We start from the raw sequence: 23,830 nt of genomic DNA on the forward strand, positions 1-23,830 counted from the left end.
ATCATTCCTCTTGGAGGAGATAGACAGGAACGAATATTTCAATACTGTCGATATCTGATTTCGGAAAATTCCAATCAGCCACGGCCAACCTTATCATTGACTGTAGAGAAGAGTCTGTTATCGTGCAATCTTCAAGGTTTACGGATTGAACTTTTCCATCTTTCATCACGTAAAAATGCAGGGTGAAACTTCCGTTTAGATCAGAGTTGGAGTAAAGCCTGCTCTTGTACAGTTTAGCAATTGTGTCTTTTTGCAAATCAAAATAGTATTCAAGTGATTCTGGAGCTCTGTTGCCTACAAGACCGCTCTCCCATCTTATTTCGGGAGTTTTGGGGCCACAAGAAAAAAACAAGGGAATCAATAAAAGTTGTATATAGACGTATTTCAAACCACACCTCCTTGCGCTTATTATATTATAACTGCTCTTAAACATCAAGGAAAACCGGACTGGTCAAAACGGTTAATGTCAAAAATTGTATTATAAACGGGTTTGGTCCACTTATCAAGAAAAAACCATGGTACGTTTTTTACAAATCACCCCCCCGATTTTAAGAGTTTTCACTTGAAAAATGTATGGTTAAGTTATAGAATAAAGAAAAAAAGGGGTTATATGCATTTAATAACGCTAATTCCAATATTTGTTTTATCGTGGGCTCCCGCGGGAAATTTTACTGGAGGTCAACTTTCACCCGCTGGTTTTCAGGTAGCTCTCCTCCAGAATGGTGAAATCGGGATTCTCGAAATTTCGACAGGTGCTTGGAAAACTCTGCCTGTTCCTGGTCCGGTTACACAGCCCTTGGCATGGTCCCGCGATTCAAAATTTATAGCTGTGGCAATCGAAACTGAGGGTGCATACGCTTTTGCGGTTTTGAATGTTGAGGATGGCAGTTCATTTACTTCGCAAAAATCTGGCATGATAAGATCAATCAGTTGGGACGCCACCGGAGAATATATAGCCGTAAGCTCACAAAACAATTCTGCTTCTGTTCCATGCACCACTTATGTATATCAATTCATACCAGTTGAAAACAAATTTGCACCCATACTTATATTTCCGGCCAGAGACCCGTATTTTCTGTCAGACGGCAACATTGCCTGCCTTGCCGGCAACCATCTTCCGCCAGTTAGAGCCGGCAACAGGAAACCGTATTCATTTACCAAGGGGTATGTCTTCATCTTGACGTTAGAAGGCAATTTAACCGCTAAAATAGAGTTGTTTGACGACCCTTGCATTTGGCAACTAAACATAGAAGGAGAGTGTGTTTACTCTGCCGGCAACAAAATTTATTACGCTCAAATATCATCTTCGGGCAAGACATCCGAGATCCTCTTGTCTCTCCAAAACGCTCTGATAAGCAGCAATTTGATGTCTTCGTTGATGATAAACCTCGGAAACGGTTATGTTTATTCACTCTGGGAAATAGGTTCTACGAAGATGCTCAGCGCGTATAACCCTTTCGACCCTTCGTATGAAAAAATAATCCTCACCGGTCTAAATTCAATTTCAACGGTATTTGAAAATCCCAACGTATGCGTTCTATCGGGAGACGCAAAAAAGGGCATATACGACTACCAGGGTAATTTCATACTTTCGTTCTCGGGTGAACCGACATTTTCAGCCGAAAATATAGGGGACGATCTTTCAGAAAGTTACTCTTTGTCAATTCAATGCTCAGATTTACCCGACCTTTTCGCGACAATTGAGACTTTGGATAAAAGTACTATAAGCTTTTTGCCGACTGTTTCTACACCCGCGTACCAGATCAGAGTAACCAGGTTTATCTCAGCAGGGCAGAGCATGTACAAGATTCATCTTGGTTCGTTCAACGATTCCGCCGAAGCTGAATCTCACGTACAAGAAATTCAGCAGTTGACGGGTAAAACAGTTGCAGTTGAAAACGAATAATACCGCATCAGAAATACAACGGGCAAAAAAAAGACGAGGTTTTAATTGCCAAAAAAAGTTTTTTTTTCTCTTTTAGTTCCCGGTTTGGGTCAGATACTTTGCAAGCGTTACGCCTATGGAATTTTTCTTTTTCTCGCTTTGACCATTACACCTTTTGTCGCTTCTCTCACGGCTGGTTCTCCCGATAACTTATACCTATTCAGTTTTCTTAACCCATTTCTTCTGCTCTCTGACAGCCTGATAAAAAATGACTGGACATGGGGCTTTGCAGTTCTTATAATTACAATTTTTTCAGTTCTGTTTTTTTCAATATTTGAAACCATCAAGTGGTGTAAAAAAAACACCCGTTAGTGTAACTGGTTAACACATCGGCCTTTCAAGCCGAAGAGTACGGGTTCAAGTCCCGTACGGGTGAAAAAAAGGGCGGATGAATTTTTGCATCCGCCCTATTCGTAACTATGAGAATATTTATATTTTTATTTCTGACAGCAAGCCAATATGTTCCTCAAGAAGGAAAGATCAAAGCCGTATGGCTTCCAGGAGATTTTTTACACGAAGTTCATGAATCTTCGGATTTTTTCAATACCTCCGAAAACCTAAACACAGTGATATTGCAAGTGGTGAAAAACGGAAAAGCTTATTATCCATCAACTGTTATACCCACTCATGAGAATATGGATTACGACCATCTCGACCTCGCTATCGCAGAATTTAAAGCCAGAGGATTCAAGGTCTACCTCTGGATGAACACGCTTTTAGCTTATTCCGGTTACACTTTACCGGACGATCCAGGTCATGTCCTTGATTTACACCCTGAATGGTCTGTCCTCGACCTTGCAAACTTCAGGACCAACAACGCTTTAATCCCTCTGGACTCACTTCTTGAAGAGGGTTATGAAGGCATATATCTAGATCCGTCAAATCCTCAGGTGGTATCTTTTGCCGTCTCCATCGCAAGAGAGCTCGTATCCAACTACAACGCAGACGGAATAATATTCGATTTCGTAAGATATCCTTCCGAGGATTTCCCCGCTAATTTTTTTGTAACATCCGCTGAAATGGATATCCAAGATTTGTTTGAATCTTCACCTCAAGAACCGAGTGTTCTATTAAACCAATGGCAAGCATACAGGTATGTATCTGGTAATTCATCAAGAATCGAGAATATCGACTCGATAATTTTCTCCCTTGTCAAAACCGTAAAGAATCTTAAACCGGACATGGTCACCGCCGCGACTTCATTTCCCGATGTCAACCAAACTTCTTTATCTTTAGGTCAAAATTGGCTTCACTGGAATACCGATTTCATATTTCTTTTCGTAGACTCTTTTTCAAACGACACGGTTTTTCTTTTCGAAGGAAAAAACGTCGTACTCGTCTCAAAATCGTTTATTTCAGGTGCTGAAGAAAGAACTTCCGGAACAGTCCGCCTTCTTCCCGGTACACAATATTCTGAAGTGTCAGATCTCTCAAACATTTTGCAGGTAGATTTCATCACCTCTTCAACTTGTCATGAAAGCCCAGAATTCAACCTTCCGTTTCCAATTGAAATCGATGAAAATTGCCTCTCGGCATTTCGCAGGATAGACGAAAAATACTACTCAATTTTAGATTCACTCAACTCTGCCGAAATTAGTTTCAAAGAGAACCTTTTATTCACCGCTATTTTCAGAGAAGACGCCGACATTTTCCAGATAAAAGAAGCGTTTCGTTTTCTTCAAAACGGAGCGAATCCTGAAGAAGTCTGTTACATGTTCAACTCAGGTCAATCACCCTTCTTAAACTGTCCCGACAATAAAGTGGTCTGCCTCAGCGATACAAATCCTCCTTTTTTCTTCCCTGGAGATGAAAAAAGCCACATCACACCCGACGGAAGAATCGGATTTTTCGCGCACTCGGTAGAACTATCCGATGAAACAAAATTTTTTTGGGAACTTGATAAAGAAGAGAAAAGAAAAGTTATTTTCTGGTCTCTGTTGCGTGAAATCGAAAACAACCGGGAATTTGACAATTCAACTCAACGGGAATAAAATCAATCATGCCCGTAAATAAAAGCGCAGTAGGTTCACAGACGATTTTTAATTTTATTTTATCAATCATCGCCGGATCGCTTGTATCTGCGTTAGTCATGTTCGTGGTTTCCAAAATTTCCTTGTTCTCTCTTTTTAAACTATCCGGAATCAACCCCTCCGACCTGAAAAAGTTTTTTATATTTCTGGCTTTGAGTTATTTTTTAATTTTTCTTCTTTCTCTTATCTGGTCTTTGATACTATCAAAATTCGCCGTAAAAATCACATACGGAAAATCAAAGAAAGACCGATTCCTGAAATTTTTCTTTCTGTCTTTTTTAACGGTTTTCTCGGTTACTTCCGGGCTTTCTTCAGGTTTTGTTTTTACCGATAACTTTATTGAACTTTCAGGTCTCAACCCTGAAAAAAAACAAATACCAGACCTTTACGGGTTGAATTTCGAATCCGCGTCAAGCCTTCTTTACGAAAACGGTCTTGACTCGATACCTCCCTCAAACATACACTTTACCTCTTTTAACGATCAAATTCCTGACAGTGTAATTATACGCCAGGACCCCCCGGCAGGAACTTATATATCCAATCCATCTCAAATTGAAATATGGATAAACATCCATTACGAAGAAACAGATGCTCCCCAAGATTCTTTCATAGTCGCTCCTCACCTTGTAGGCTTGCCCCTTGAAAGAGCTTTACAGATAATATCGTCAAAAAATCTTTCTTTCGAGGTTGAATCGGTTTTTTGCGATACTGTTCAAGAGGGTTGGATAATAGGCACTTTACCTGAAGGCGGATCACAGATTGTCCCCGGAGAAATGGTTAATATTTACGTATCTCTTGGAATGGAAATCATAATCGTCCCCTCTGTCGTACAAATGACCTTCAACGAAGCCGAATTGAAATTGAGAGAGTCAGATCTAACCATATACTTGGAGGGAGAAACCGCGGATCCGTCTCCCCCGAAAACAGTTCTGTCTCAAAATCCGGCGGCTGGAGATACTTCAATAAAAGGCGATACCGTCAGAGTCTTCGTTTCATCGGGCATACCCGACACCATGCAGTTTTAATCGAGCGTTGCTGTCTTTTTTTGAGACATCTGAGAATAGGCCTCTCCGAATAACACTTTCTGACAAGTAAGTTTATCTTAAACTTCTCACTCATTCACCTCATAGGCCACTTGACAAAATTAAATTTCCAAACAATTTTATTTTCGGAAAACAAAGGAGGCAAAATGATATACAATTTTATTCCAGTCGATCCGTACGAAGACATAAAACGGCTGAGAACAGGTATCAAAGCCGCCCTTGAGGAATATTACGCGGGTTACCCTCCATGCGTGATATACGAAGAAAACGATAAAGCTTCCATCAGATTCTTTGCTCCCGGAATGAGTTCGATGGAAATAACTGCCACCCCTGAATCTCTGACAGTTACCCTTGAAAGAAAAAAAGATGAAGTTTCACAAAAACTGAAGGAAGAAAGAGTTTTCGGCGTATTCAAGAGAACCGTCAATTTCCCTTTCAAGGTGGATACTGAAAAATACGACGCAGTTTACGGAAATGGAATTTTGACCGTGACCTTTGAGAGGGCAGAAGCCGATAAACCCAAAAAAATAAAAATAGGAGGATATGATGATAATAGACGATAAGCAGAAAAGCAAACCCACCAATACTAGAATCTGTAAACCAGCAACTGACATTGTTTCATGCGAAGATGGAATTAAGATATTCATTGATTTACCGGGTGCAGACGAAAACAGCACTGATATATCGGTCGAAAACAACATTCTAACAGTAAAAGCGGCTTACATTGATTCTTTTCCGCAGTCATTCAAAACGCTCCACAGGGAATTCGAAGAATGCGATTATCAAAGGGAGTTCACTCTTCCCAAAAATGTTTCAAGCGACAAAATCAGCGCTTCACTCAACGATGGCGTTTTGGAAATGTTCCTTCCTTTTTCAGAAGAAGTTAAGCCTAAAAAAATCGAAATAAAGAAAAAATAAAAGGAGGTCACCATGGCTCTTAAAAATTTGATTCCATGGCAGAGAGAAATTCAAAAGAACGAAAACGAAACCTCTCTGATTTCCTTTCAGAGAGAGATGAACAGGCTTTTCGACGATTTCTTTTCGGGATTCGAAAGCTTTCCTTCAATGAGGTCACAAGATTTTTTCCCGACCATCAACCTTAAAGAAGACAATGCTAATTTCACTGTCACCGCGGAACTGCCTGGAATGGACGAGAAAGACATTGAAATAACTATCAGCGAAAACACCCTGCAAATCAGTGGGGAGAAAAAAGACGAAACACAGTCCGAAAAAGCAAACTATCATTACATCGAGAGGAAATCCGGCTATTTCAAAAGAGTGATCGGTCTTCCGGCTGATGTTCAGTCGGACAGAGCTGAAGCATTTTTCAAAAACGGAGTCTTAGAGATAAAACTGCCTAAATCGGAAAAACCTGAAAACATCAAAAAAATCGCGATTAAAAAAGGTGACACTAAATAACCCGGTTCGAGAAAGCCATATCCCACCCTGCGAGATCGTCTCGCAGGGTTTACATTTGTTAAAAATATCTGGTATCATCCAAAGGTGATTTTAACTCTATTATTTTTTATCATAACCGGTTCAACCGTTCTTTTCGACATGTCTCATGGCCAGACCAATTATTCCTCTTACGACTTCATTGTCGATGAAAATGCTCCTATTCCGACTCCTTATCCTCCGGCAGGCCCCAATTCTTGGAATGGTCAGCTCTCTACATGGGCTTATGAACTCTACCTACAGGGACACCAGATAAGAATAAACGCTGATTATGTAACTTCTTCGACTTTTACAGGCGTGGACCTGTTCATAATTCCCGAACCCCAAGACACGTTCTTCGTCCATGAAATGGACGCGATTGAAAATTTCGTATTAACCGGAGGAAGCGTTCTCATAATTGCAGACCACAACAGTTCCGACAGAAACGGCAACGGCTGGGATTCACCGAGCATATTCGACGGCTACACTCAACCTCATATAACCACTCCGCCGGGAAACGACCCCGAGAGATTCATCAAACCGAGATTCGGCATGCATCTTCATGTCAAAGACGAAGACAACAACAGCATCACAGGCTCATGGACCAATGTGTCGAATTCTCCTGATGATCCCATAATACACGGACCCCATGGAAGAGTGGACACATTTACATACCACGTGGGAAACGTATTTTCTGTTTTCCCCGGAGTGAATCCATCTCTCGACTCACTCACTGGAAGAATATGGAAAAATGGTTCTCCCCAGGACACGACTTTGGTAATCGTCGTGACTTGCAGAGCTGGAGATGGAAAAGTAGGAGGCGTCGGCGATTCTTCTCCCTGCTGCGACGAAAGCGGACCTACGTCTCATCCAAACAACTGGACAGAGCATGACAACAGAATACTTTTTCTCAACCTTTCTTGCTGGCTTCTTGAAAGCAACACTTTCGTCGAAGAACATCCTGCGCGAGACCATGCTTTGTATGTCCAAAACGGCGTCATTTTCAAGACATGGCTTTCAACTGAATTTTTGAATTTGCACGATATCACAGGTAGAATCGTCGCTGTCGTTCACCCTTCAAACACAGATCAAAACTTAACGATCTACCAGCTTCCCGCGAGCTTAAAACCTTCCGTATATTTCGCTTCTTCACCGGATATGGGAACTTACAAAATCAGTTTTTTACGGTAGGTCATTACCCGAAAATTTTTTCGTTGAAAAAATACAAAATCAGTGCTAAATATAGATAAGAAAATGATATAATATATATTTATACAAAGGCAGAAAGGAGGCCATCGTGAAAAAGTGGCATTTTTTCCTTTTATTAGGGTTGATTCCGTTATGCTCATTTGCCGACAATTTTGGAATTCACACTCAACCCAGGTATCATATAGTGTCTCCGGGAGATTGTCTTTGGAACATATCCCATCATTACTTGGGCAATCCTTATAGATGGCCTGAAATTTGGGAAGTCAACAAGCCACAGATCAGAGATCCCCATTGGATATATCCAGGTCAGAAATTTTTGATTCCAGCCATTGAAGATATTTTCACTTCTTCGGAGCTTTTTGAAACACCTCCGCCTATCGAAGTTGTTCTGATAGATGTACCCCAACCTGTGGTCGCTTACGAGATGTCTTTTAGATGCGGATATATTTCAAAACAGCCACATCAATTCACCATGCACATCGTCGATTACTACGACAGAGAAGTACCGCAGTTGAGCAAAGGATTTCAAGTTTACATCGACGGCGGACAAAACGACGGAATATACGAAGGACAGTTCCTTTTGGTAGAACGGGAAATGAATTCTGTCAGCGACCCCGCTACGGGAAGAGACTTCGGAAAACTTATATACCCGATAGGAATATTAAGGGTTTTGGAATCTGACGACGATATCAGCCGTTGCCTAATACAAGACATCTATGAAATTGAATTGGAAATTGGAGACGGCGTTTCGGTTTTCGAAGCTCCTGTCCTTCCGACAGAGAGCCAAATGCAGCTCACCGACGTCGATCTGACAGGTCAAATCGCCGAGGTCTTTAACTATGTCGGAATAGTCAAAGATGTTTCTTTCGTCTATCTAAACATCGGATCCGACAGAGGCGTCAACATCGGCGACGTGTTTGAAATCCTCATTCCTTCGGAAGAAATCTCAAATCCCACTACCGGCGCGAAAGTTATCATTCCAGAGAGACCTTCAGGATATCTGCAAATTTTAAACGTTCAAAATGAAACATCTTCCGGTTACATTTTCGGGATTAACAGTCTTGCTGAAATTCAAAAAGGCGATAAAGTAAAACTCGTCGTCAGAGCCGGTATTTAAATAATTATTAAATCAGGGGAATTGATGACCGAAGAAAAAAAAATTGATCTGCTGAGAAAAGTCGCCCTTTTCAGAGGTTTGAACCGTGAAGAGATTATTGAGCTTTTAAAGAGGGCAAAACTTAAAATTTTTTCACAGGGCGAGACGATTTTCAACGAAGGCGAAAAAGGCGATTCAATGTTTGTCATTATTAAAGGGAGAGTGAGGATTTCCACTATAATTCCGGGAGTGGGCGAAGAAGCCCTCGCTATTTACGGACCTGGCGAAATAATTGGGGAAATGGCTCTCGTTGAAGCTTCCAAAAGATCAGCTACTGTTACAGCAGAAGAGGAGACCGAGACAATCGGTTTCAAAAGAGAAAAACTCATCGAGTTCATGCAGGAATACCCAGGCGCCGGAATAAATATACTGTGGGTTCTCGTGAGAACTTTAGCTGAAAGATTGAGAGCCACAAACGAGCGGCTCAAACCAATTTTCGCTCTCGCGAAGACATTTTGAGAGGTAAGTTCAAACTTCAAGACTTCAAAAAGCGCAAATCCGAAAACAGGAAGATTTGCGCACTTACGGCTTATGATTTCTGTATGGCTCACTGGCTCGGGCAGACTGATATTGATTTCATTTTAGTTGGAGATTCCGCGGGAATGGTCGTCTTCGGCGACGAAAACACGCTTTCCGTGACCGTTGACGATATCGTAAAATTTTCGTCCGCCGTCAGAAAGGGGTCCCCTGAAAGTTTTATCATAGCCGACATGCCCTTTCTTTCCTACCAGCTATCAAGCGAAAGAGCAGTTGAAAACGCCGGCAGGCTTATTGTTGAAGGCCGGGCTGACGCTGTTAAAATCGAAGGAGGATCGGGAGTATTTGACAAAATTGAAGCCATATTGAAAGCCGGTATTGCGGTCCAGGGTCATCTCGGTTTGACGCCCCAGTCGGTTTCGAGATTTGGCGGGTACAGAGTTCAAGGGCGAAGCGAAAAAGACGCAAAGATAATTCTCGAAGACGCTAAAAAGCTCGAAGATCTCGGAGTCTTCAGCATAGTCCTCGAATTCATTCCCTACGAACTCGCCGAAATAGTAACCAAGTCTCTGAAAATACCTACCGTAGGGATTGGAAGCGGTTCCGCCTGCGACGGACAGATACTCGTGACGAACGATATCTTAGGCTTGACCCCTTCAGGCGGACCCAAGTTTGCCAGAAAATATGCCGATTCAGCCCAGACTATAATCCACGCCGTTTCTAATTTCATAAAAGATGTTAACTCAGGAAGCTACCCTTCAGAAAAAGAAACAGTTCGGACCGATCAGGAAAAATCAGACGGGACAAAAAAATGAATGTAGATTTTCTCTCCCTTTCCGAAAAGGAGATGGCTGAAAAACTTGTTCAAAAATTGCTCGAAAAAAATTTGATCAAAAAAGAAAACCTCGAGAAGATACAAAGGCATTCAATAATATCTTCACAGAATATCTTGGCGGCTTTAGTCCAGACAAAAACAGTATCTGAAGAAAGCGTTTTCGAGAATTTCGCCGAACTTATTGGATTACCTTTCATCCATATAGACCCTCTTTCACTCGACCTCGAAATAGTCACCGGAGCGATACCCCAGAAATATTCCAAGCACAACAAAATCGTCCCCCTCTCCCGCGAAGGTGATAAATTGACGGTGGCTTTCAGCGATCCATCTGTTTTAAAGCTGAAAGACGAAATAGAAAACCAACTTCACACGAATTTGAAATTCGTTTTAGCCAAACCCTCGGATATAGAAAAAGTCATTGAGGGTTTTTTCTCTTTTCATTCGGCTTTAAAAGCCGCGGAATCGCTTTTGCGATCCGGCACTCTCGAATCTAAAAATATTTTCAACAAGGAATACTTGAGCCAAACCGAAACAGAAGTCCAACCCAACATCAAACCCATAGTCACCGCAGTCGACAATCTTTTTTCATACGCATTCGAACAGAGAGCTTCAGATATTCATATAGAACCTAAGAGAAACCTCTCGCTCGTGAGAATGCGAATCGACGGAATTCTTCACGACGTTCATGTTATCCCGAACATAGTTCATTCAGCTATTGTCTCCCGCATCAAGATTCTTTCAGGTCTTGACATTTCACAAAAAAGAATACCCCAGGACGGAAGGATAAAGAAAAAATACAAGGAAAACGAACTTGAAATTAGAATCTCGACTATACCAACCGTGTTTGGAGAGAAGGTTGTCATGAGAATATTCGACCCGGATGTCTTGCTTCAAAACATAGACGACCTCGGATTTTTCGAAGACGACATGCTTCTCGTCAGGGAGTTTTTAGGTCACAACGAGGGAATACTCCTGTTGACAGGACCCACGGGAAGCGGAAAGACGACGAGTCTTTATTCCCTTTTAAAAGAGCTTTCCAGACCAGAAGTAAACATCGTCACAATAGAAGACCCCGTAGAACTCGTTTATGAAGATTTCAACCAGATACCCGTGGACAATAAATCCGGCATAGGTTTTGCCAACGCCTTGAGAAATGTTCTAAGACAGGACCCCGATATCATAATGGTCGGCGAGATCAGGGATACCGAGACAGCCGAATACGCCATACAAGCAGCTCTCACAGGTCATCTCGTTTTTTCGACTCTCCACACAATAGACGCGCCTTCTGCCATATCGAGAATGATTAATCTCGGAATACCGAAATTCTTGTTATCGAGCACACTGATAGGAGTTATTGCTCAGAGGCTCATAAGAAAAAATTGTCCGTATTGTTCGGAGGATTTTTCTCTTCCTCCCGAAGCTACGCAAGCTCTTGAGATTGCCACCGATTCTCTCTCTCAAGCCAACTTGAAAATCGGAAAGGGCTGCGTTCAGTGCAGAGGAACCGGTTTTCTGTACCGAACAGGCATATTTGAAATACTCAAGGTTACACCCGAAATAAGAAAACTTATTGTCAGGGGAGAGAGCCTCAACTCGATTAGAGGCGAAGCAAAAAGAAACGGCATGAGAAACCTGCGCGAAGCCGCCACGGCGAAAATGCTGTTGGGAGAGACCTCTTACAAAGAGGTCTTCAGGGTTACCGGTTCTTCGCACTACCTGGTCGAAGATTACTGAACTTTTTTAAATTCTCCACGGCTTTTTCTTTAACTTCAGGGATCTTCAACTCATCTGCCAGCGCTAGAATTTCATACGCTTTTTTATCCGGAAACGAATTTTTTCCCATCAGCAGGTATAGCTCTAATTGAGATGATAGCAAAATCAGGAGCAAATATTTTAATTTCAATTTTCTGATAATATTTTCGGCTTCTACCGAATACTTTTCTGCTTCTTTATACTTTGACTGTTTCATGTACAAGTCTGCTAAATTGCCGAGAACTATCCCCCTGCCTTTGATGTCTCCAATTTTCTCTTTAATAGCAAGAGCTTCAGAGAAATATTTAACGGCGTTTTTGTAAGATTTTGTGTTTATCATCAAAATTCCCAAATTTGCCAAAACCCTTGAAACATCGAGCATTTCTCCGAATTTTCTGTTCAAGTTCAGGCTCATCTTCAAATATCTTTTAGACTTTCTGTAATCTGGAATGTTCAGATACAGAAGCCCCAGGTTCAGGTATATTTTAGCCACTAAATTCTGTAAACGTCTCTTTTTGTAAACAGCAAGACATTCGCTTAAATATTTCAATGACTTATTGTATTTTTTCTTTTCAAAAAGAAGATAGGCTATGTTGAATTTTATGCGCGACACAATTATTTCATTTTCCTTGTATTTAGCCACGACATTAAGCCCCTCCGTGTAATAATACATTGCTTTATCGTACTCTCCCTTGTCCGAAAACACGTTGGCGAGATTCGATAAGACTTGGGACATAAAAATCGGATTGGATTTAACTGCTTTGTTTTTTAAAGCTTTTTGCAAATACAAAACTGCTTTGGTGTAATCGTTTTTATGATAATAGTTTGTGCCGGTATAAAAGTCGTAATTTAATTTCTTAAATTTGTCATTTTTCAGCAGATTCATTTTGACCGCAATTTCAAGCGTATCCTGAGACCTGTCGAATTGACTTAACACCGTGTAATAATTCGAAAGAACAAAAATCGAGTCGGATAATATAGATTCGATCTCGCGTTTTCTTTTTCTGTCAAATCTACATTTTTTATGCTCTCTTTTAAGATTACGCACAACGCCCAAAAGAATGGTTTTTGACTTTTTAATGTCTCCGCGATTTTTTGCCATTTCAGATATTTTTAAATCTACTCGGTAGTGACTGAGTTGGTTTCGTTTTTTTCTCATGCATTCTTTTGATTTTTCATACATTTCCAGCGCTTTTTCGTAGAGGTATCTTTCTTTCGCGTAATCTCCAGCTTTTTCAGACCATTCAGCGCTCCTGTTCCAATTACCGGCACCCATGAAATGATGGGCAATTGTCTCGAAGCAAGACTTTTTATGGCCTCTTTCTTCAGCAAATATTCTCGCTATTTTTTCATGTCTTCGTTTTTTATCCGTTTCGAGCATTATTCCGTTTAAAGTTCTTGAAACCACATCGCTTTTCATTTTTAGAAAGTGTTTTTCCTTTCGGATGAAAAAACCTTTTCTTAATAGTTCATCAACTGAATTTTCGAATTCTGATCTCTTTGTTTCTTGCACAAGAGATATTATTTTTTCATCTATACGGTCAATAAAAAGTGAACAGGTCAAAACCAAATCTTTTGAACTGCTGCTTAACTCGTCGGCTTTTGCTACTATTACATCCTTGATGTTCACCGGAAGGGATTTTGCATCAGTTCTCAGAAAAGCAGTACTGCTTCGGGTGCTGATCCAATTGTTTTTTAAAAGATAATCGCAATAAGTCGATATAAAAAATGGATTCCCGTTTGTCGCTTTATAGATAAAATCCAACAGAGATTTTGAAGAATTTACTTTCAAGACAGAGTTAATGAGGTTTGAAGTCTCTTTTTTGTTTAAATTTCTCACCGTGATTACGGTCGCTTTCTGCTCTATCGAACTCAAACACTTTCTCTCCGACAAGTTGCCTGAATGCCTTGAAATGAGTATCATCAAAATCTTTAAGTTTTCTGAATACTCAATAACTTCCGACAGTATTCTGCATGAAAGCTCGTCGATGTTGTGAGCATTTTCAATTATTAAGATATTTTTCCCCGAAAGACTAATGCCTCTCAACACAGCTTTCAAAGACCGAACCGCCCGTGAAATCAATGTTTTATAATCCATGTCTGCAGTTAATACTTTGTGCGTACTTGTCAAAAACATGAAATAATTCACGTCACGTTTTACTTCTTTTAATTCTTTGAAAATTTTTGTATTTTCAGAGTTTTTTGTCTTTCTTAAAATGTCTTTATACTTTTTTTCAAATGATTTCCCGTTGCTTGATTCCTGTGAAAACAAATTATTGAAAAGCTTTGTGACAACGGAAAAATCTATTGCTTCCGACTTTTCTAATTCGACAAAGACCGGATCTTTTATTTTCCTTGTCTCCAAAACTTTCTTTACTAACGTAGATTTCCCCGATCCTTCCTCTCCGTTCATGCAAAGGATCTGAAATTCGCCTTTTTGATAGAAACTTCCGATTTTTGTGGTCAGTTTACGGACAAGTTCCTTCATCCCTATGAATTCATAGGTTTTTAAAATTTCAGGTTTTTTTGAGTTTTTCAAAGACCAAAATTTCACTTTTCCGTTGATGCCTTTGAAATTTTCTTCTCCGACAAAATCGAAAACATACTCTCTTCTGCTGAAATCGCACAATTCCTGGTCCACTAAAATTTCACACTCACCAGCCCTTTCCATAAGTCTCGCGGCGAGGTTTATTTTTTCACCCACGATTACATATTCGGTTTTTTTTTGGTTTCCTATCAGCCCTGTGAAAGACTGTCCCAGGGTCATACCTGTTTTAAAAGAACCTTTCTTTGAAATGCTCAAGGCAAAATCGCACGCCCTTTGAAAAGACCCTTCTTTTCTGATTGGAGCTCCGAAAACTGAAACGCTTATAAAACCTTTGTCTCCTCTGCTGAATCTAGTATAACAATCGAATTTATCTGTGATTTCCGAAATTTTTTTCACAAATTCAATAACTGAATATTCCCCGGAATTCTGAATGAATACTGCAACAACGTCTCTGAATTCGTTTTCAAGATTCTTCTTTCTGAGGACGCGGGAAGAGAATGTTTCATCGTAAAAATCGTTTTTATTTTTTACCAATGATTTTACAATCACATTTTTTTCATACCCCTGTTTGTTTCTGTGATTTTTCATATGTTCTTTAAAAAATGCCTCGAGATTTAATTTGCCGGGGATTGAGTTAGAACCGGTTTTTATGGCTTTTAAAACCGCGTCTCCAGAGCAAAAAAAAGCGTTTTGGAATTTGTTTCTCGCTATAATCCAGTCGATTTTGCCATAGGAAAATCCTGCTCTGGCTGAAATATTAGCGCAAACTTTCTTCAAAAATACAGGTTTAATATTTTTTGTTTTTACAAAAGCCTTTTCAATGTCTACAAAGGCTTTCTCGATATCGCAAAATTCGGCTGGGAATATCGATATAAAGGAGTCGCCTTCAATGCAGGAAACAAAACCTCTGTTGCGGTAAGTCGAATTGAAAAAAGGCGAATAAAACCTGTCGAGTAAATAACTCAACCTCTCCGCTCCTATGCTCCCCATAGCCATAAGGTGTTGCGTTATTCTCGTGAAACCGGCTATGTCGGCATAAAATACTGCTCCCTCAAAACTTCCTGCGTATTCCTTATTTTTCAAGCGGTCTGAAACAAATCCGGGGATTAAAGCGAAAACACCATTGGGTAAATTTTCATTTTTCACCCTTGAATTCTAACCTCGTTCTGACATAATTTCATTATTTTATTGAAAATAGGGATCAAAATGAAATTCAGGGCATTAAGTTAAGAATAGAGATTCCTGATTTTGGAAAGATGAACAGAAAAACCCTTCTCAGATTTATACAACGATTTTTTTACCTGTAAACAATCCGGAAAAACGCTTTATCAAGCTTATTGTTGTGTTGGGACGTCGAAGTCAAAATTAGGGTTGCTAAAACACTCGTGGAGTTTATTTTCGATTCATCCAAACAAAACACCAACCTCCCGTCAAATTCTTTTGAAACATATCTTCCAACCGAACCAGACGAATAATGACCCGATAATGGAAATCAACACCGATCGAAAATTTTCTGCAGGGGAGAAGCGAAAAAGGAAATCGCTCCAAAAAACTGAAGAAATTCAAGGTATCGAAACAGTTGAAAATAACTTCAAAGCGAAATAGTGATAGCCCTCAGGCGACAGCCATCAGAATTATTGCTATAAAACCGGTAAAAAATCTTGTCGCTATTTCATGGTTAAAAAGTTGTGACTTGTCTGTCCAAATATGACAAGTTTTCGAAAAAAATCTTTTTTCCAATTTATGATACTTTTGATGACATTTTCGCTATTTCTCTTATAATATGCTTACACAAGCCAAAGGAGGAACAGTGAAAGTTAAACTGACGTTTTTTTTGGTTTTGGTTTTTTCTTCCCAATTCTCTTTTTCTCAGACGATAATAGACCACAATTGCATGAGTGTTGACGAAATCCCAACTTACTGGATTTCTTATGTCAAAAACAACGCCAAATGGCATTACGCCCACACTTCTCACGGCAGTCAGCTGACGACGGGCTTAGAAGAGCTTGAAATTATAAATGCGGTTTACGCCGTCGATATAGGATGGTGCGCGCTTCCGAATTCACCGGGAGACTTCTGCATCCACGACGGACAGAGGTATGACGATTACGTAACGCCTGAAATGTATTGGCAAACGACAGACGGAATGAATGAAACGCGAGCTGTATTAAACGGCAATTCATCTTTGAATTTTTCCGGATGGGCATGGTGTTGTCAATGCGACCACTACACTGCCGATTCTGTGCAGACATACCTTGACTCAATGAACAGGCTTGAACAACAATACCCCAATGTAACGTTCATATACATGACCGGAAACGCTCAATCGACGGGAGACGACGGGTACAACAGGCATATGAGAAACAACCAGATCAGGCAGTATTGCCAGAACAACGGAAAAATCCTTTTTGATTTCGCTGATATGGATTGTTGGTGGTACAACGACACCACAGAACTGTGGGAACAAAACACTTACTATCACAACAGCCAGTACATACCGGCCGAACATCCGGCTTACTACGGCGACTACAACGGTTCTCACACGGGATACGAAAATTGCCTTCACAAGGGAATGGCTGTCTGGTATATGTTCGCGCTCCTTTCCGGGTGGACTACAGGAGTCGAAGAAATCCCCGGAGAAAACTCTTTGATCTATGAATTGAAAGTGTACCCGAACCCTTTCTCCTCCTTCGTAGACATATCTTTCATAACCTCAAAAAGTGGCTGGGTAGAGGTTTGTATTTCAGATGTGTCCGGTAGAAAAATCATAAATCTTCTGAGAGGCAATCTCGAGGAGGGCAGCTACTCGGTTACTTGGTCGGGTGATGATTTTTCAGGAAAAAACCTTCCATCGGGTATTTATATATACAAAATTACCGGGGGGGATGCTCTGGTCGCTTCCGGTATATTGAAAAAATTTTAACAAAAGAGGATCCCCATACCGGTAACTATATTTTTCCGGTAACGTAACTGACATAAATATTTCTGATCAACTTCATTAGAATCATTTACAGGAGTAAAAACAAAGTGGTATCTACGCTTTGTTTTTTTCCGCAATGAATGTTACAACAGAGTCCCTAATTCCCGTGTAACTCTGCAGGATCTGTTTTTCTTTCGATGATCCGAGAATCGACGAATATCCTCTTTATGACTGGCAGGCCAGTGACTCTCTTATTAGATCGACTTTAAGCTCTCACGGTGTTCAGGCGGTGCTCTTTGTATGCGGAATGCGGGTAGATACAGTCCAAGGGCGGGAATTACTCGAGAATTGGGACTCTGATGGCCGCTTGATAGCCAATCATACTTACTTCCATTTTTATTATAATTCTTCACGAATCACTCCAGAAACCTTTATTCAGGATATTGTCAGGGGCGATTCCGTAATAATTAACTACGGGAACTACACAAAACTGTTCAGGTTTTTTTATCTCAAACAGGGTAACACGAAAGAAAAGATCGACGCAGTTCAGGTTTCTTTAGACAGCACCGTTTACTGGATCGGTCATGTATTGATTGACAATTCAGACTGGTACATCGACAAAAAACTTGAAGAATAACTCTAAGAAAACGCTGAAACGGATCTTTCGGCGTTCAGGGATTTCTATATATCCCACTTTAATGAAAGAGCTTTTTTTACGATCATTTAGCATTCGATTTGACCGGAAGAAGAATACCCCACGTGATTCTGCTTCACCACAACCTCACTTCAGCTCTTTTTCTCGACGATCTGATTCAGAATTTTCTATCCGAAGATTGGGAGATTGTTCCGCCGATGAAAGCTTATCAGGATAGTGTTTATTCAAAAAGGCCCGATATAGTTCCCGTGGGTGAAAGCATTGTCTGGGCTTTGGCGAAAGAGACAGGTCGTTACGAAGAAAGATTGAGGTACCCCGGTGAAGACGGTGCATACAAAAGGACAATATGGATTCACTCGGACTTTGACGCACCACCTGCGGGTTCGGTTTTATGAAGCATTAAAGTGGCCCATGAATATCCGGTCTCCGTCTCATTCCAAAACCGCTTTTATCCTTCTCACTCCTGATGAAGACGATTGTTCTTTTACGATTCTAAACTTACCGATTTCACCTGTATTCTGTACGTGAGGACCTCCGCAGACCTCTTTGGAAAAATCTCCGATTGTGTAGACCTTGACTTTCTCCGAGTATTTATCGCTGAAAAGCGCTATCGCTCCAAGTGATTTGGCTTCTTCAAGGCTCATCATTTCTTGAATGATGGGGAAATTTTTTTCTATAACTCCATTTACTATATCTTCGACTTTATTGATCTCTTCCTCTGTCATTGGTTTCGGGTGTGAAAAATCGAATCTCAACCTTTCCGGAGTTATGTTCGATCCCTTTTGTGCCACGTGATCCCCCAGCACAATTCTAAGAGCTTGATGGAGAAGATGCGTGGCGGTGTGAAGTTTTTTTGTCTGTTCACTCGCGTCAGCCAATCCTCCCTTGAACCTCACTTCACTGCCTGATCTGGATAAATTTTGGTGCTTTTTATATGCTGTTTGAAATCCTTCCAAATCCACTTCAAGCCCTTTTTCGCTTGCCAGCTCTTCTGTCATCTCTAGCGGAAAACCGTAAGTATCGTATAGTCTGAAAGCTATTCTGCCGGGGATTATTTTATTTTCGCTTTTTTCAATGTTCGGAATTATTCTCGAAAATTCAGCCATGCCCCTGTTCAGACAGTGCCCGAATTTTTGTTCTTCTTCGGTTATCTCTTCGACTATGAATTTCTTTCTTTCTGAAAGTTCAGGGTAAACCGGGTTTGTCTCAATTATTCCGTCGGCGAGGATTTCACCGATTCCGCTCTCGATTCCGATCGAAATCGCGTATCTCATGGCTCGTCTTATCAACCTCCTTACAATGTAACCTTGGTCGAGATTTGAAGGTTTAACTCCTAGATCATCGCCTATTATGAAAAATACAGACCTTATGTGGTCTGTTATGATCCTCATGGCTTTAGTGTCTTGTTCGTTCAAACCGTATTTTTTCCCGCTCGCTTTTTCAAGATCTAATATCAGCCCTTGGTATTTTTCTGTTTCGTAGACCGTGGAAAAACCGTTCAAAACCGCCGCGGTTCTTTCAAGCCCCATGCCAGTATCCACGTTTTTTACTTTAAGTGTCTCGTAGGAGTTTTCTGCCGTTTTGTTGTATTGCATGAACACGTCGTTCCATATTTCAAGGTATTTTCCGCAGGGGCAACCGGGCGAACATTTCTGGGAACATGGGGGTTTCAGAGTGTCATAGAACATTTCGGTGTCCGGTCCGCACGGTCCGGTTTTACCTGCGGGTCCCCACCAGTTGTCTTTTTTCGGCAAAAAGAATATGTGGTTTTCTTTGACACCGCAACTCTTCCAGATCTTCGCCGTTTCTTCGTCTCTCTCTGATACTTCGTCGCCCTCAAAAACCGTAAAATACAGCCTGTCGCTGTCCAGAGAAAGCCAGTTGTTCGAAGTAAGAAATTCCCAGCTCATTTTCACGGCTTCTTCCTTGAAATAGTCTCCAAGAGACCAATTGCCGAGCATTTCAAAGAATGTCAGATGCTGTCCGTCTCCGACCTCATCGATATCGCCTGTCCGGATACATTTTTGCCAATTGCACAACCTTTTCCCCGAAGGGTGTTTTTCTCCCACGAGATAGGGCACCAAAGGGTGCATTCCGGCGGTTGTGAAAAGGACTGTAGGGTCGTTTTCGGGAATAAGAGAAGCTCCAGCTATGTGAGAGTGACCGTTGATTTTAAAATAATCGATATAAGCTTTTCTCAGGTCTTCGATTTTCATCTTTTTTCTTTTCCTCCGCTTTCAATAGAATCCGCGTTTGGATTTACCCTGAAAATCCTTTTATCAGGCTCAAAACTCACTCCAAGTTCAGGGTCCATAGGCCTGTTTTCACCGGTAAGGTTTATTCCGCAGTTTGGACAAGTCCTCGGAACTGATCCCGAAAATTCCCAGAGACATTCCGGGCAAATATGCTTGGATCTATCCCTTACAAAATCGACAATTTCATTTGATGTAAGCCAAAAGTCGCTGTTCCTGTCAGCTTCTCCCCTGAAAGCTCTCAACAGGATCGGAGTCAAAACCCTTTCTCCCACCTCTCTGTCTTCTTCTGAAGCGGTTATTACGAGTCTCTTTCCTCTGCTCGTCATGTCTTCGACGAAACCTCCGGAATGACAAGCGTCGAGGAAGATGTAGCTTTCTAGATATTCAGGTATCGCCGCGTTTAACTCGTCGTCGAAAATATCGCCACCATCATCGTCGGCACTGTAGGGACAAATACTCTCGTCAAAACCGTCTTCTTCAAGAGTTCCGCTTGAGAACCGCTTTCTGTCACCGTGTCCGCTAAAAAAGAATACAAATTTATCTCCTGGCATACCTGCGCTGGCAATATTGGAAATGGCGGTTATAATATTATTTTTCGTTGCGTTTTCATCGGCTAGAAAAATTGTGTTTTCAGCTTTTATAATGCCGTTTTTCACCAGTAGGTCGTAAAATTCCAAAGCATCCTGTGTCGCCCTGTTCAGGGAAGCTTCGCCGGGATAACCGCTTATTCCAACTATAACAGCCCACGTTTTTCCCTGGCCATCTCGTGTCTGTACAAAATTATCCTCTATCAGTCTTGAACTTATATCATACCTGCACCGGTCCCCTCTGCCGTATGAATAAACTTCCGCCAAATAATATTCGCCTGGGTTGACCCCAAAAAGAACTGTCTCGTCGGAAGCCATATCGGTTGGATTTTCAGACCCTTCGGACCTTCTGTAAAAACGCCTGCCACTGACGAAAAGGTCGACGTCTCTGTCCCTTGAACTTTCTCCTCTTACTGTCACTGCGGCAGTTCCATTCTCTTCAAAACTCAAACTGTATAGTTTTACTCCTTCAAAAGGGGGTCTTACCGTCCCCGTCGATTGCTCTCCTGTTTTTATCTGTTCTATCGTGTCGAGATCAACATAGCCAAAAGAAATATCTATATCGGATTCCCTCTCGTACAGCATGGGCATCACGAACACCGTGTCTCTCCGGTCAAGCCATATTGCAGCTATTTCAGATGGGTTCAGCGTGTTGAACTTAAGTTCTGTCTCTCCATATCCGTCAAACAGAATCATGTCGACGTCTCTTTTTTCAAAGGACATTGTCTTGAAATAATAAAATCCTTCCTCGGTAGTTGTGACACCGAAAATATAAGGATTGTCAGGCTGGATTCTTTTTGTGAAATCTGAAGATAAAACAGACATGAAAGACGTGACTTCTTCGGCTTTGAGGGAATACGAAACCTGAGAGTTTTCCAAATTATAAGCTTTTACTTCGATGAAAACTTCTTCGACGTCAGGCGGCAGCAGAATCATTTCTCTTGAAGAGTAACTCGCAGATTTATGGGTTCGCTCTCCAAATTCAACATACAAATCCAGATCCACGTCATCGTCGCTCGAATTAGCGTTCAAATAGATTACCACAGGCTTTGCACCCGAAGAATTGAACAGGAAAGAATTTTGAGTCAGATCTTCTCTCAGTCTTCCGGTGAATGTCCGGCCGGTCTGAAGCTCCCTCAAATCCCCTTTTCTTGAGGCGAAAAGAGTGTAATCAACAGTTTTGCTTATGTCGTTTAAATAGACAATCGCCGTGACTGAATCTCCGGCGAAAATATCTGTTCTCACCGTTTCTTTGTTTCCGTCTGAAACTCCTCCGGTTAAAAATTCGTCATCGCTTGTGTAAAGTTTTATGTCGATGTCTCCTCCCCTGTCGTCCGAGGATAAAGAGAATTCGTATATGCCCGAAACTTCGGGCGTGAAATTAAACACTTCGGAAGGCTGTGAAGGTTCAAGCCTTCCAGTTCTCGGCACAGCTGACAGACGCCTGTAATCTTCAGCGGTTTGAACTCTCACGCTAGCTGAATTCACGGAAGCACCGGAAAATTTCACTGTAAACCAGTAGTTGAAAAACGTGTTGACAACAGCTTTTCCATCCGTACTTTTCGCCAAAATGTTCCCTTCATCATCGTAAACCACAAAAGAAACCCAGGGGTTCACTGATATCTCCAGATCTACGTACCTGTCCTCGAATACCAAAAAAGAAGACCTGCCCCCTGAAAACCTGATGTCGAATGCTGTGTCAGCTGAAACTATTAAATCAGGGGCTTTTGAAATCAACAAAAAAGACAACCAAAACACGCCGATCATAACTTCTCCTTTTCGGCTTTCATCTGCCATGTTCTGTCGGTGAATTTAATATCGTATGATTTGTCTTCTACTACCAATCTGCCATTTGGCACAAGTTTTCCCTGAGAATCGAAAACTATCGCGTAACCCTTTTTAAGGGAAACATAAGGAGAAAGAGCTGTCAATTTTTTTTCTTCTATGTTTAGCTTTTCGGAATTTAGAGAAACAAAACTTTTCATCCTTTTTTCCAACTCAGCAGATTTTAAACGAAACAGTTCTTTCTTTGATTCTACTAATCTGACGAGGGTGTTAGGGTTTATTCTATGATTGTAGTTTTCCAGAGCTAACTTTTTACCCTGGTATATCGAAAACACGGCTTTGACGAGGCTGTCTTTTTTATACTCCGACAAACCGATCAACTCATTCAATTTCCCTTTAACTGAATTTAAAGAATAGGATCCACGAAACGAAGCAAGCATAACTTTGAAGTATTTGGTTTTATCTTTTGTTCTGGTCACAAGCGCTCTTTTCATGGAATCAATCTCCGTCAGAAGATCTCTTCTGTCCGGAAAAATCAGTTCTGCTGCCGCTGAAGGGGTTGGAGCGTAAAGGTCTGATACAAAGTCGGATATGCTTCTGTCTGTCTCATGTCCCACAGCGGAAACGACCGGAATCGGCGAATCTGCGATAGCCCTGGCGAGTTTTTCATCGTTGAACGGAGCCAGGTCTTCAGCCGAGCCTCCACCGCGCGCGATGACTATTACTTGGACTCTTGTTTTCCAAAACCTTTTCAAAGCATGGACGAGTTCTGATGGAGCTTCGGCGCCCTGCACGGAAGAAGGTGACAGTGTTATCCTCGAAACGGGAAACCTTCTCTTGTAGACATTGATAAAGTCCTTCAAAACAGCTCCTGTCGGCGAAGTCACCAAGCCGACTTCTTCAGGGTAAAGGGGAAGTTTTTTCTTTCTCGATTCGTCGAAAAGCCCCTCTTTTTGCAGTTTCTCTTTGAGCATTAAAAACTTCAGGTAAAGGTCGCCTCTTCCCGAAGGATAAGCAGTATCTATGACAAAAATATACCTGCCGGTTTTTTCCCATAGAGATAACCTCCCCTGGCATATCCATTCTTCTCCCAGGTTCGGGGTAATGGTCAAATTTTTCAGGCTGCCCCTGTATATCACGGCATCTATTGACGCGAATTCGTCTTTCAACGTCGTGTAAAAATGGCCGCTTGAATGAAG

General features: G+C 41.3%; 20 protein-coding genes and 1 tRNA gene. 16 read left to right on the plus strand and 5 right to left on the minus strand.

Translation table 11 applies throughout. The features are described 5' to 3' along the window. Nucleotide 1: 1 nt before the first annotated feature. Nucleotides 2–388 carry an AgmX/PglI C-terminal domain-containing protein gene (locus tag JXA84_07425; GenBank protein ID MBN1151031.1) on the minus strand — a complete coding sequence of 129 codons (387 nt, stop codon included), beginning with the start codon at nt 386–388 and terminating at the stop codon, nt 2–4. 222 nt (nt 389–610) lie between these two features. Here JXA84_07425 and JXA84_07430 point away from each other — a divergent pair, with 222 nt between their 5' ends. From JXA84_07430 to tadA, 13 genes are all read left to right on the plus strand, one after another. Beyond that, nucleotides 611–1,906 carry a hypothetical protein gene (locus JXA84_07430; protein MBN1151032.1) on the plus strand — a complete coding sequence of 432 codons (1,296 nt, stop codon included), beginning with the start codon at nt 611–613 and terminating at the stop codon, nt 1,904–1,906. A 45-nt stretch (nt 1,907–1,951) separates the two neighbouring features. After that, nucleotides 1,952–2,257: a hypothetical protein gene (locus JXA84_07435; protein MBN1151033.1), complete on the plus strand. Its 306-nt coding sequence runs from the start codon at nt 1,952–1,954 to the stop codon at nt 2,255–2,257. After that, a tRNA-Glu gene (locus tag JXA84_07440) sits at nt 2,248–2,321 on the plus strand. Before JXA84_07435 ends, JXA84_07440 begins: the two co-directional genes overlap by 10 nt. A 43-nt stretch (nt 2,322–2,364) precedes the next feature. Further along, nucleotides 2,365–3,936, plus strand: coding sequence for a family 10 glycosylhydrolase (locus tag JXA84_07445; protein ID MBN1151034.1), 1,572 nt, complete (start codon nt 2,365–2,367; stop codon nt 3,934–3,936). 8 nt (nt 3,937–3,944) lie between these two features. Further along, complete coding sequence (locus JXA84_07450; GenBank protein MBN1151035.1) at nt 3,945–5,000, plus strand: PASTA domain-containing protein; 1,056 nt, start codon at nt 3,945–3,947, stop codon at nt 4,998–5,000. Nucleotides 5,001–5,164: 164 nt separating this feature from the next. Next, nucleotides 5,165–5,581, plus strand: coding sequence for an Hsp20/alpha crystallin family protein (locus JXA84_07455; GenBank protein MBN1151036.1), 417 nt, complete (start codon nt 5,165–5,167; stop codon nt 5,579–5,581). Beyond that, nucleotides 5,565–5,936 (plus strand): Hsp20/alpha crystallin family protein, encoded by a 372-nt coding sequence (locus JXA84_07460; GenBank protein ID MBN1151037.1) that lies wholly within the window; start codon nt 5,565–5,567, stop codon nt 5,934–5,936. The genes JXA84_07455 and JXA84_07460 overlap by 17 nt, the downstream gene beginning before the upstream one ends. Nucleotides 5,937–5,948: 12 nt before the next feature. Beyond that, the gene (locus tag JXA84_07465; GenBank protein MBN1151038.1) at nt 5,949–6,437 is read left to right on the plus strand and encodes an Hsp20/alpha crystallin family protein; all 489 of its coding nucleotides are present in this window, start codon (nt 5,949–5,951) and stop codon (nt 6,435–6,437) included. Nucleotides 6,438–6,521: 84 nt separating this feature from the next. Then, complete coding sequence (locus JXA84_07470; GenBank protein MBN1151039.1) at nt 6,522–7,643, plus strand: hypothetical protein; 1,122 nt, start codon at nt 6,522–6,524, stop codon at nt 7,641–7,643. Between the two features lie 106 nt (nt 7,644–7,749). Beyond that, the gene (locus tag JXA84_07475; GenBank protein ID MBN1151040.1) at nt 7,750–8,778 is read left to right on the plus strand and encodes a LysM peptidoglycan-binding domain-containing protein; all 1,029 of its coding nucleotides are present in this window, start codon (nt 7,750–7,752) and stop codon (nt 8,776–8,778) included. A 24-nt stretch (nt 8,779–8,802) separates the two neighbouring features. Next, complete coding sequence (locus tag JXA84_07480) at nt 8,803–9,276, plus strand: cyclic nucleotide-binding domain-containing protein (GenBank protein MBN1151041.1); 474 nt, start codon at nt 8,803–8,805, stop codon at nt 9,274–9,276. Beyond that, complete coding sequence (gene panB / locus JXA84_07485) at nt 9,273–10,109, plus strand: 3-methyl-2-oxobutanoate hydroxymethyltransferase (GenBank protein MBN1151042.1); 837 nt, start codon at nt 9,273–9,275, stop codon at nt 10,107–10,109. The genes JXA84_07480 and panB overlap by 4 nt, the downstream gene beginning before the upstream one ends. Continuing rightward, on the plus strand, nt 10,106–11,863 hold the full coding sequence (gene tadA / locus JXA84_07490; protein MBN1151043.1) for a Flp pilus assembly complex ATPase component TadA: 1,758 nt from the start codon (nt 10,106–10,108) through the stop codon (nt 11,861–11,863). The genes panB and tadA overlap by 4 nt, the downstream gene beginning before the upstream one ends. On the opposite strand, the gene JXA84_07495 is transcribed toward tadA, so the two are convergent. Beyond that, a complete protein-coding gene (locus JXA84_07495) occupies nt 11,826–15,512 on the minus strand; it encodes a tetratricopeptide repeat protein (protein ID MBN1151044.1) in 3,687 nt (1,228 codons plus the stop codon). The genes tadA and JXA84_07495 overlap by 38 nt on opposite strands. Before the next feature lie 727 nt (nt 15,513–16,239). Here JXA84_07495 and JXA84_07500 point away from each other — a divergent pair. From JXA84_07500 to JXA84_07510, 3 genes are all read left to right on the plus strand, one after another. Beyond that, complete coding sequence (locus JXA84_07500; GenBank protein MBN1151045.1) at nt 16,240–17,352, plus strand: T9SS type A sorting domain-containing protein; 1,113 nt, start codon at nt 16,240–16,242, stop codon at nt 17,350–17,352. Between the two features lie 286 nt (nt 17,353–17,638). Then, nucleotides 17,639–17,986, plus strand: coding sequence for a hypothetical protein (locus JXA84_07505; protein ID MBN1151046.1), 348 nt, complete (start codon nt 17,639–17,641; stop codon nt 17,984–17,986). Between the two features lie 98 nt (nt 17,987–18,084). Next, complete coding sequence (locus tag JXA84_07510) at nt 18,085–18,399, plus strand: hypothetical protein (GenBank protein MBN1151047.1); 315 nt, start codon at nt 18,085–18,087, stop codon at nt 18,397–18,399. Nucleotides 18,400–18,435: 36 nt separating this feature from the next. On the opposite strand, the gene JXA84_07515 is transcribed toward JXA84_07510, so the two are convergent. From JXA84_07515 to xseA, 3 genes are all read right to left on the minus strand, one after another. Continuing rightward, nucleotides 18,436–20,220 carry an alanine--tRNA ligase gene (locus JXA84_07515; GenBank protein ID MBN1151048.1) on the minus strand — a complete coding sequence of 595 codons (1,785 nt, stop codon included), beginning with the start codon at nt 20,218–20,220 and terminating at the stop codon, nt 18,436–18,438. Beyond that, the gene (locus tag JXA84_07520) at nt 20,217–22,613 is read right to left on the minus strand and encodes a caspase family protein (GenBank protein MBN1151049.1); all 2,397 of its coding nucleotides are present in this window, start codon (nt 22,611–22,613) and stop codon (nt 20,217–20,219) included. Before JXA84_07520 ends, JXA84_07515 begins: the two co-directional genes overlap by 4 nt. Continuing rightward, nucleotides 22,610–23,830, minus strand: a 1,221-nt coding sequence (xseA, locus tag JXA84_07525; GenBank protein ID MBN1151050.1) for an exodeoxyribonuclease VII large subunit, incomplete at its 5' end; no start/stop codon positions are given. The genes JXA84_07520 and xseA, both read right to left, overlap by 4 nt.

The sequence above is a fragment of the candidate division WOR-3 bacterium genome (assembly GCA_016926475.1).
Taxonomy (GTDB): Bacteria; SDB-A; SDB-A; order SDB-A; family SDB-A; genus JAFGIG01.

Bases quoted from the DNA above. Each gene is read 5' to 3' on its own strand.
- JXA84_07430 (MBN1151032.1), top strand. From the start codon at position 611: ATGCATTTAATAACGCTAATTCCAATATTTGTTTTATCGTGGGCTCCC.
- JXA84_07445 (MBN1151034.1), top strand. From the start codon at position 2,365: ATGAGAATATTTATATTTTTATTTCTGACAGCAAGCCAATATGTTCCT.
- JXA84_07450 (MBN1151035.1), top strand. From the start codon at position 3,945: ATGCCCGTAAATAAAAGCGCAGTAGGTTCACAGACGATTTTTAATTTT.
- JXA84_07455 (MBN1151036.1), top strand. From the start codon at position 5,165: ATGATATACAATTTTATTCCAGTCGATCCGTACGAAGACATAAAACGG.
- JXA84_07460 (MBN1151037.1), top strand. From the start codon at position 5,565: ATGATAATAGACGATAAGCAGAAAAGCAAACCCACCAATACTAGAATC.
- JXA84_07465 (MBN1151038.1), top strand. From the start codon at position 5,949: ATGGCTCTTAAAAATTTGATTCCATGGCAGAGAGAAATTCAAAAGAAC.
- JXA84_07480 (MBN1151041.1), top strand. From the start codon at position 8,803: ATGACCGAAGAAAAAAAAATTGATCTGCTGAGAAAAGTCGCCCTTTTC.
- tadA (MBN1151043.1), top strand. From the start codon at position 10,106: ATGAATGTAGATTTTCTCTCCCTTTCCGAAAAGGAGATGGCTGAAAAA.
- JXA84_07515 (MBN1151048.1), bottom strand. From the start codon at position 20,220: ATGAAAATCGAAGACCTGAGAAAAGCTTATATCGATTATTTTAAAATC.
- JXA84_07520 (MBN1151049.1), bottom strand. From the start codon at position 22,613: ATGATCGGCGTGTTTTGGTTGTCTTTTTTGTTGATTTCAAAAGCCCCT.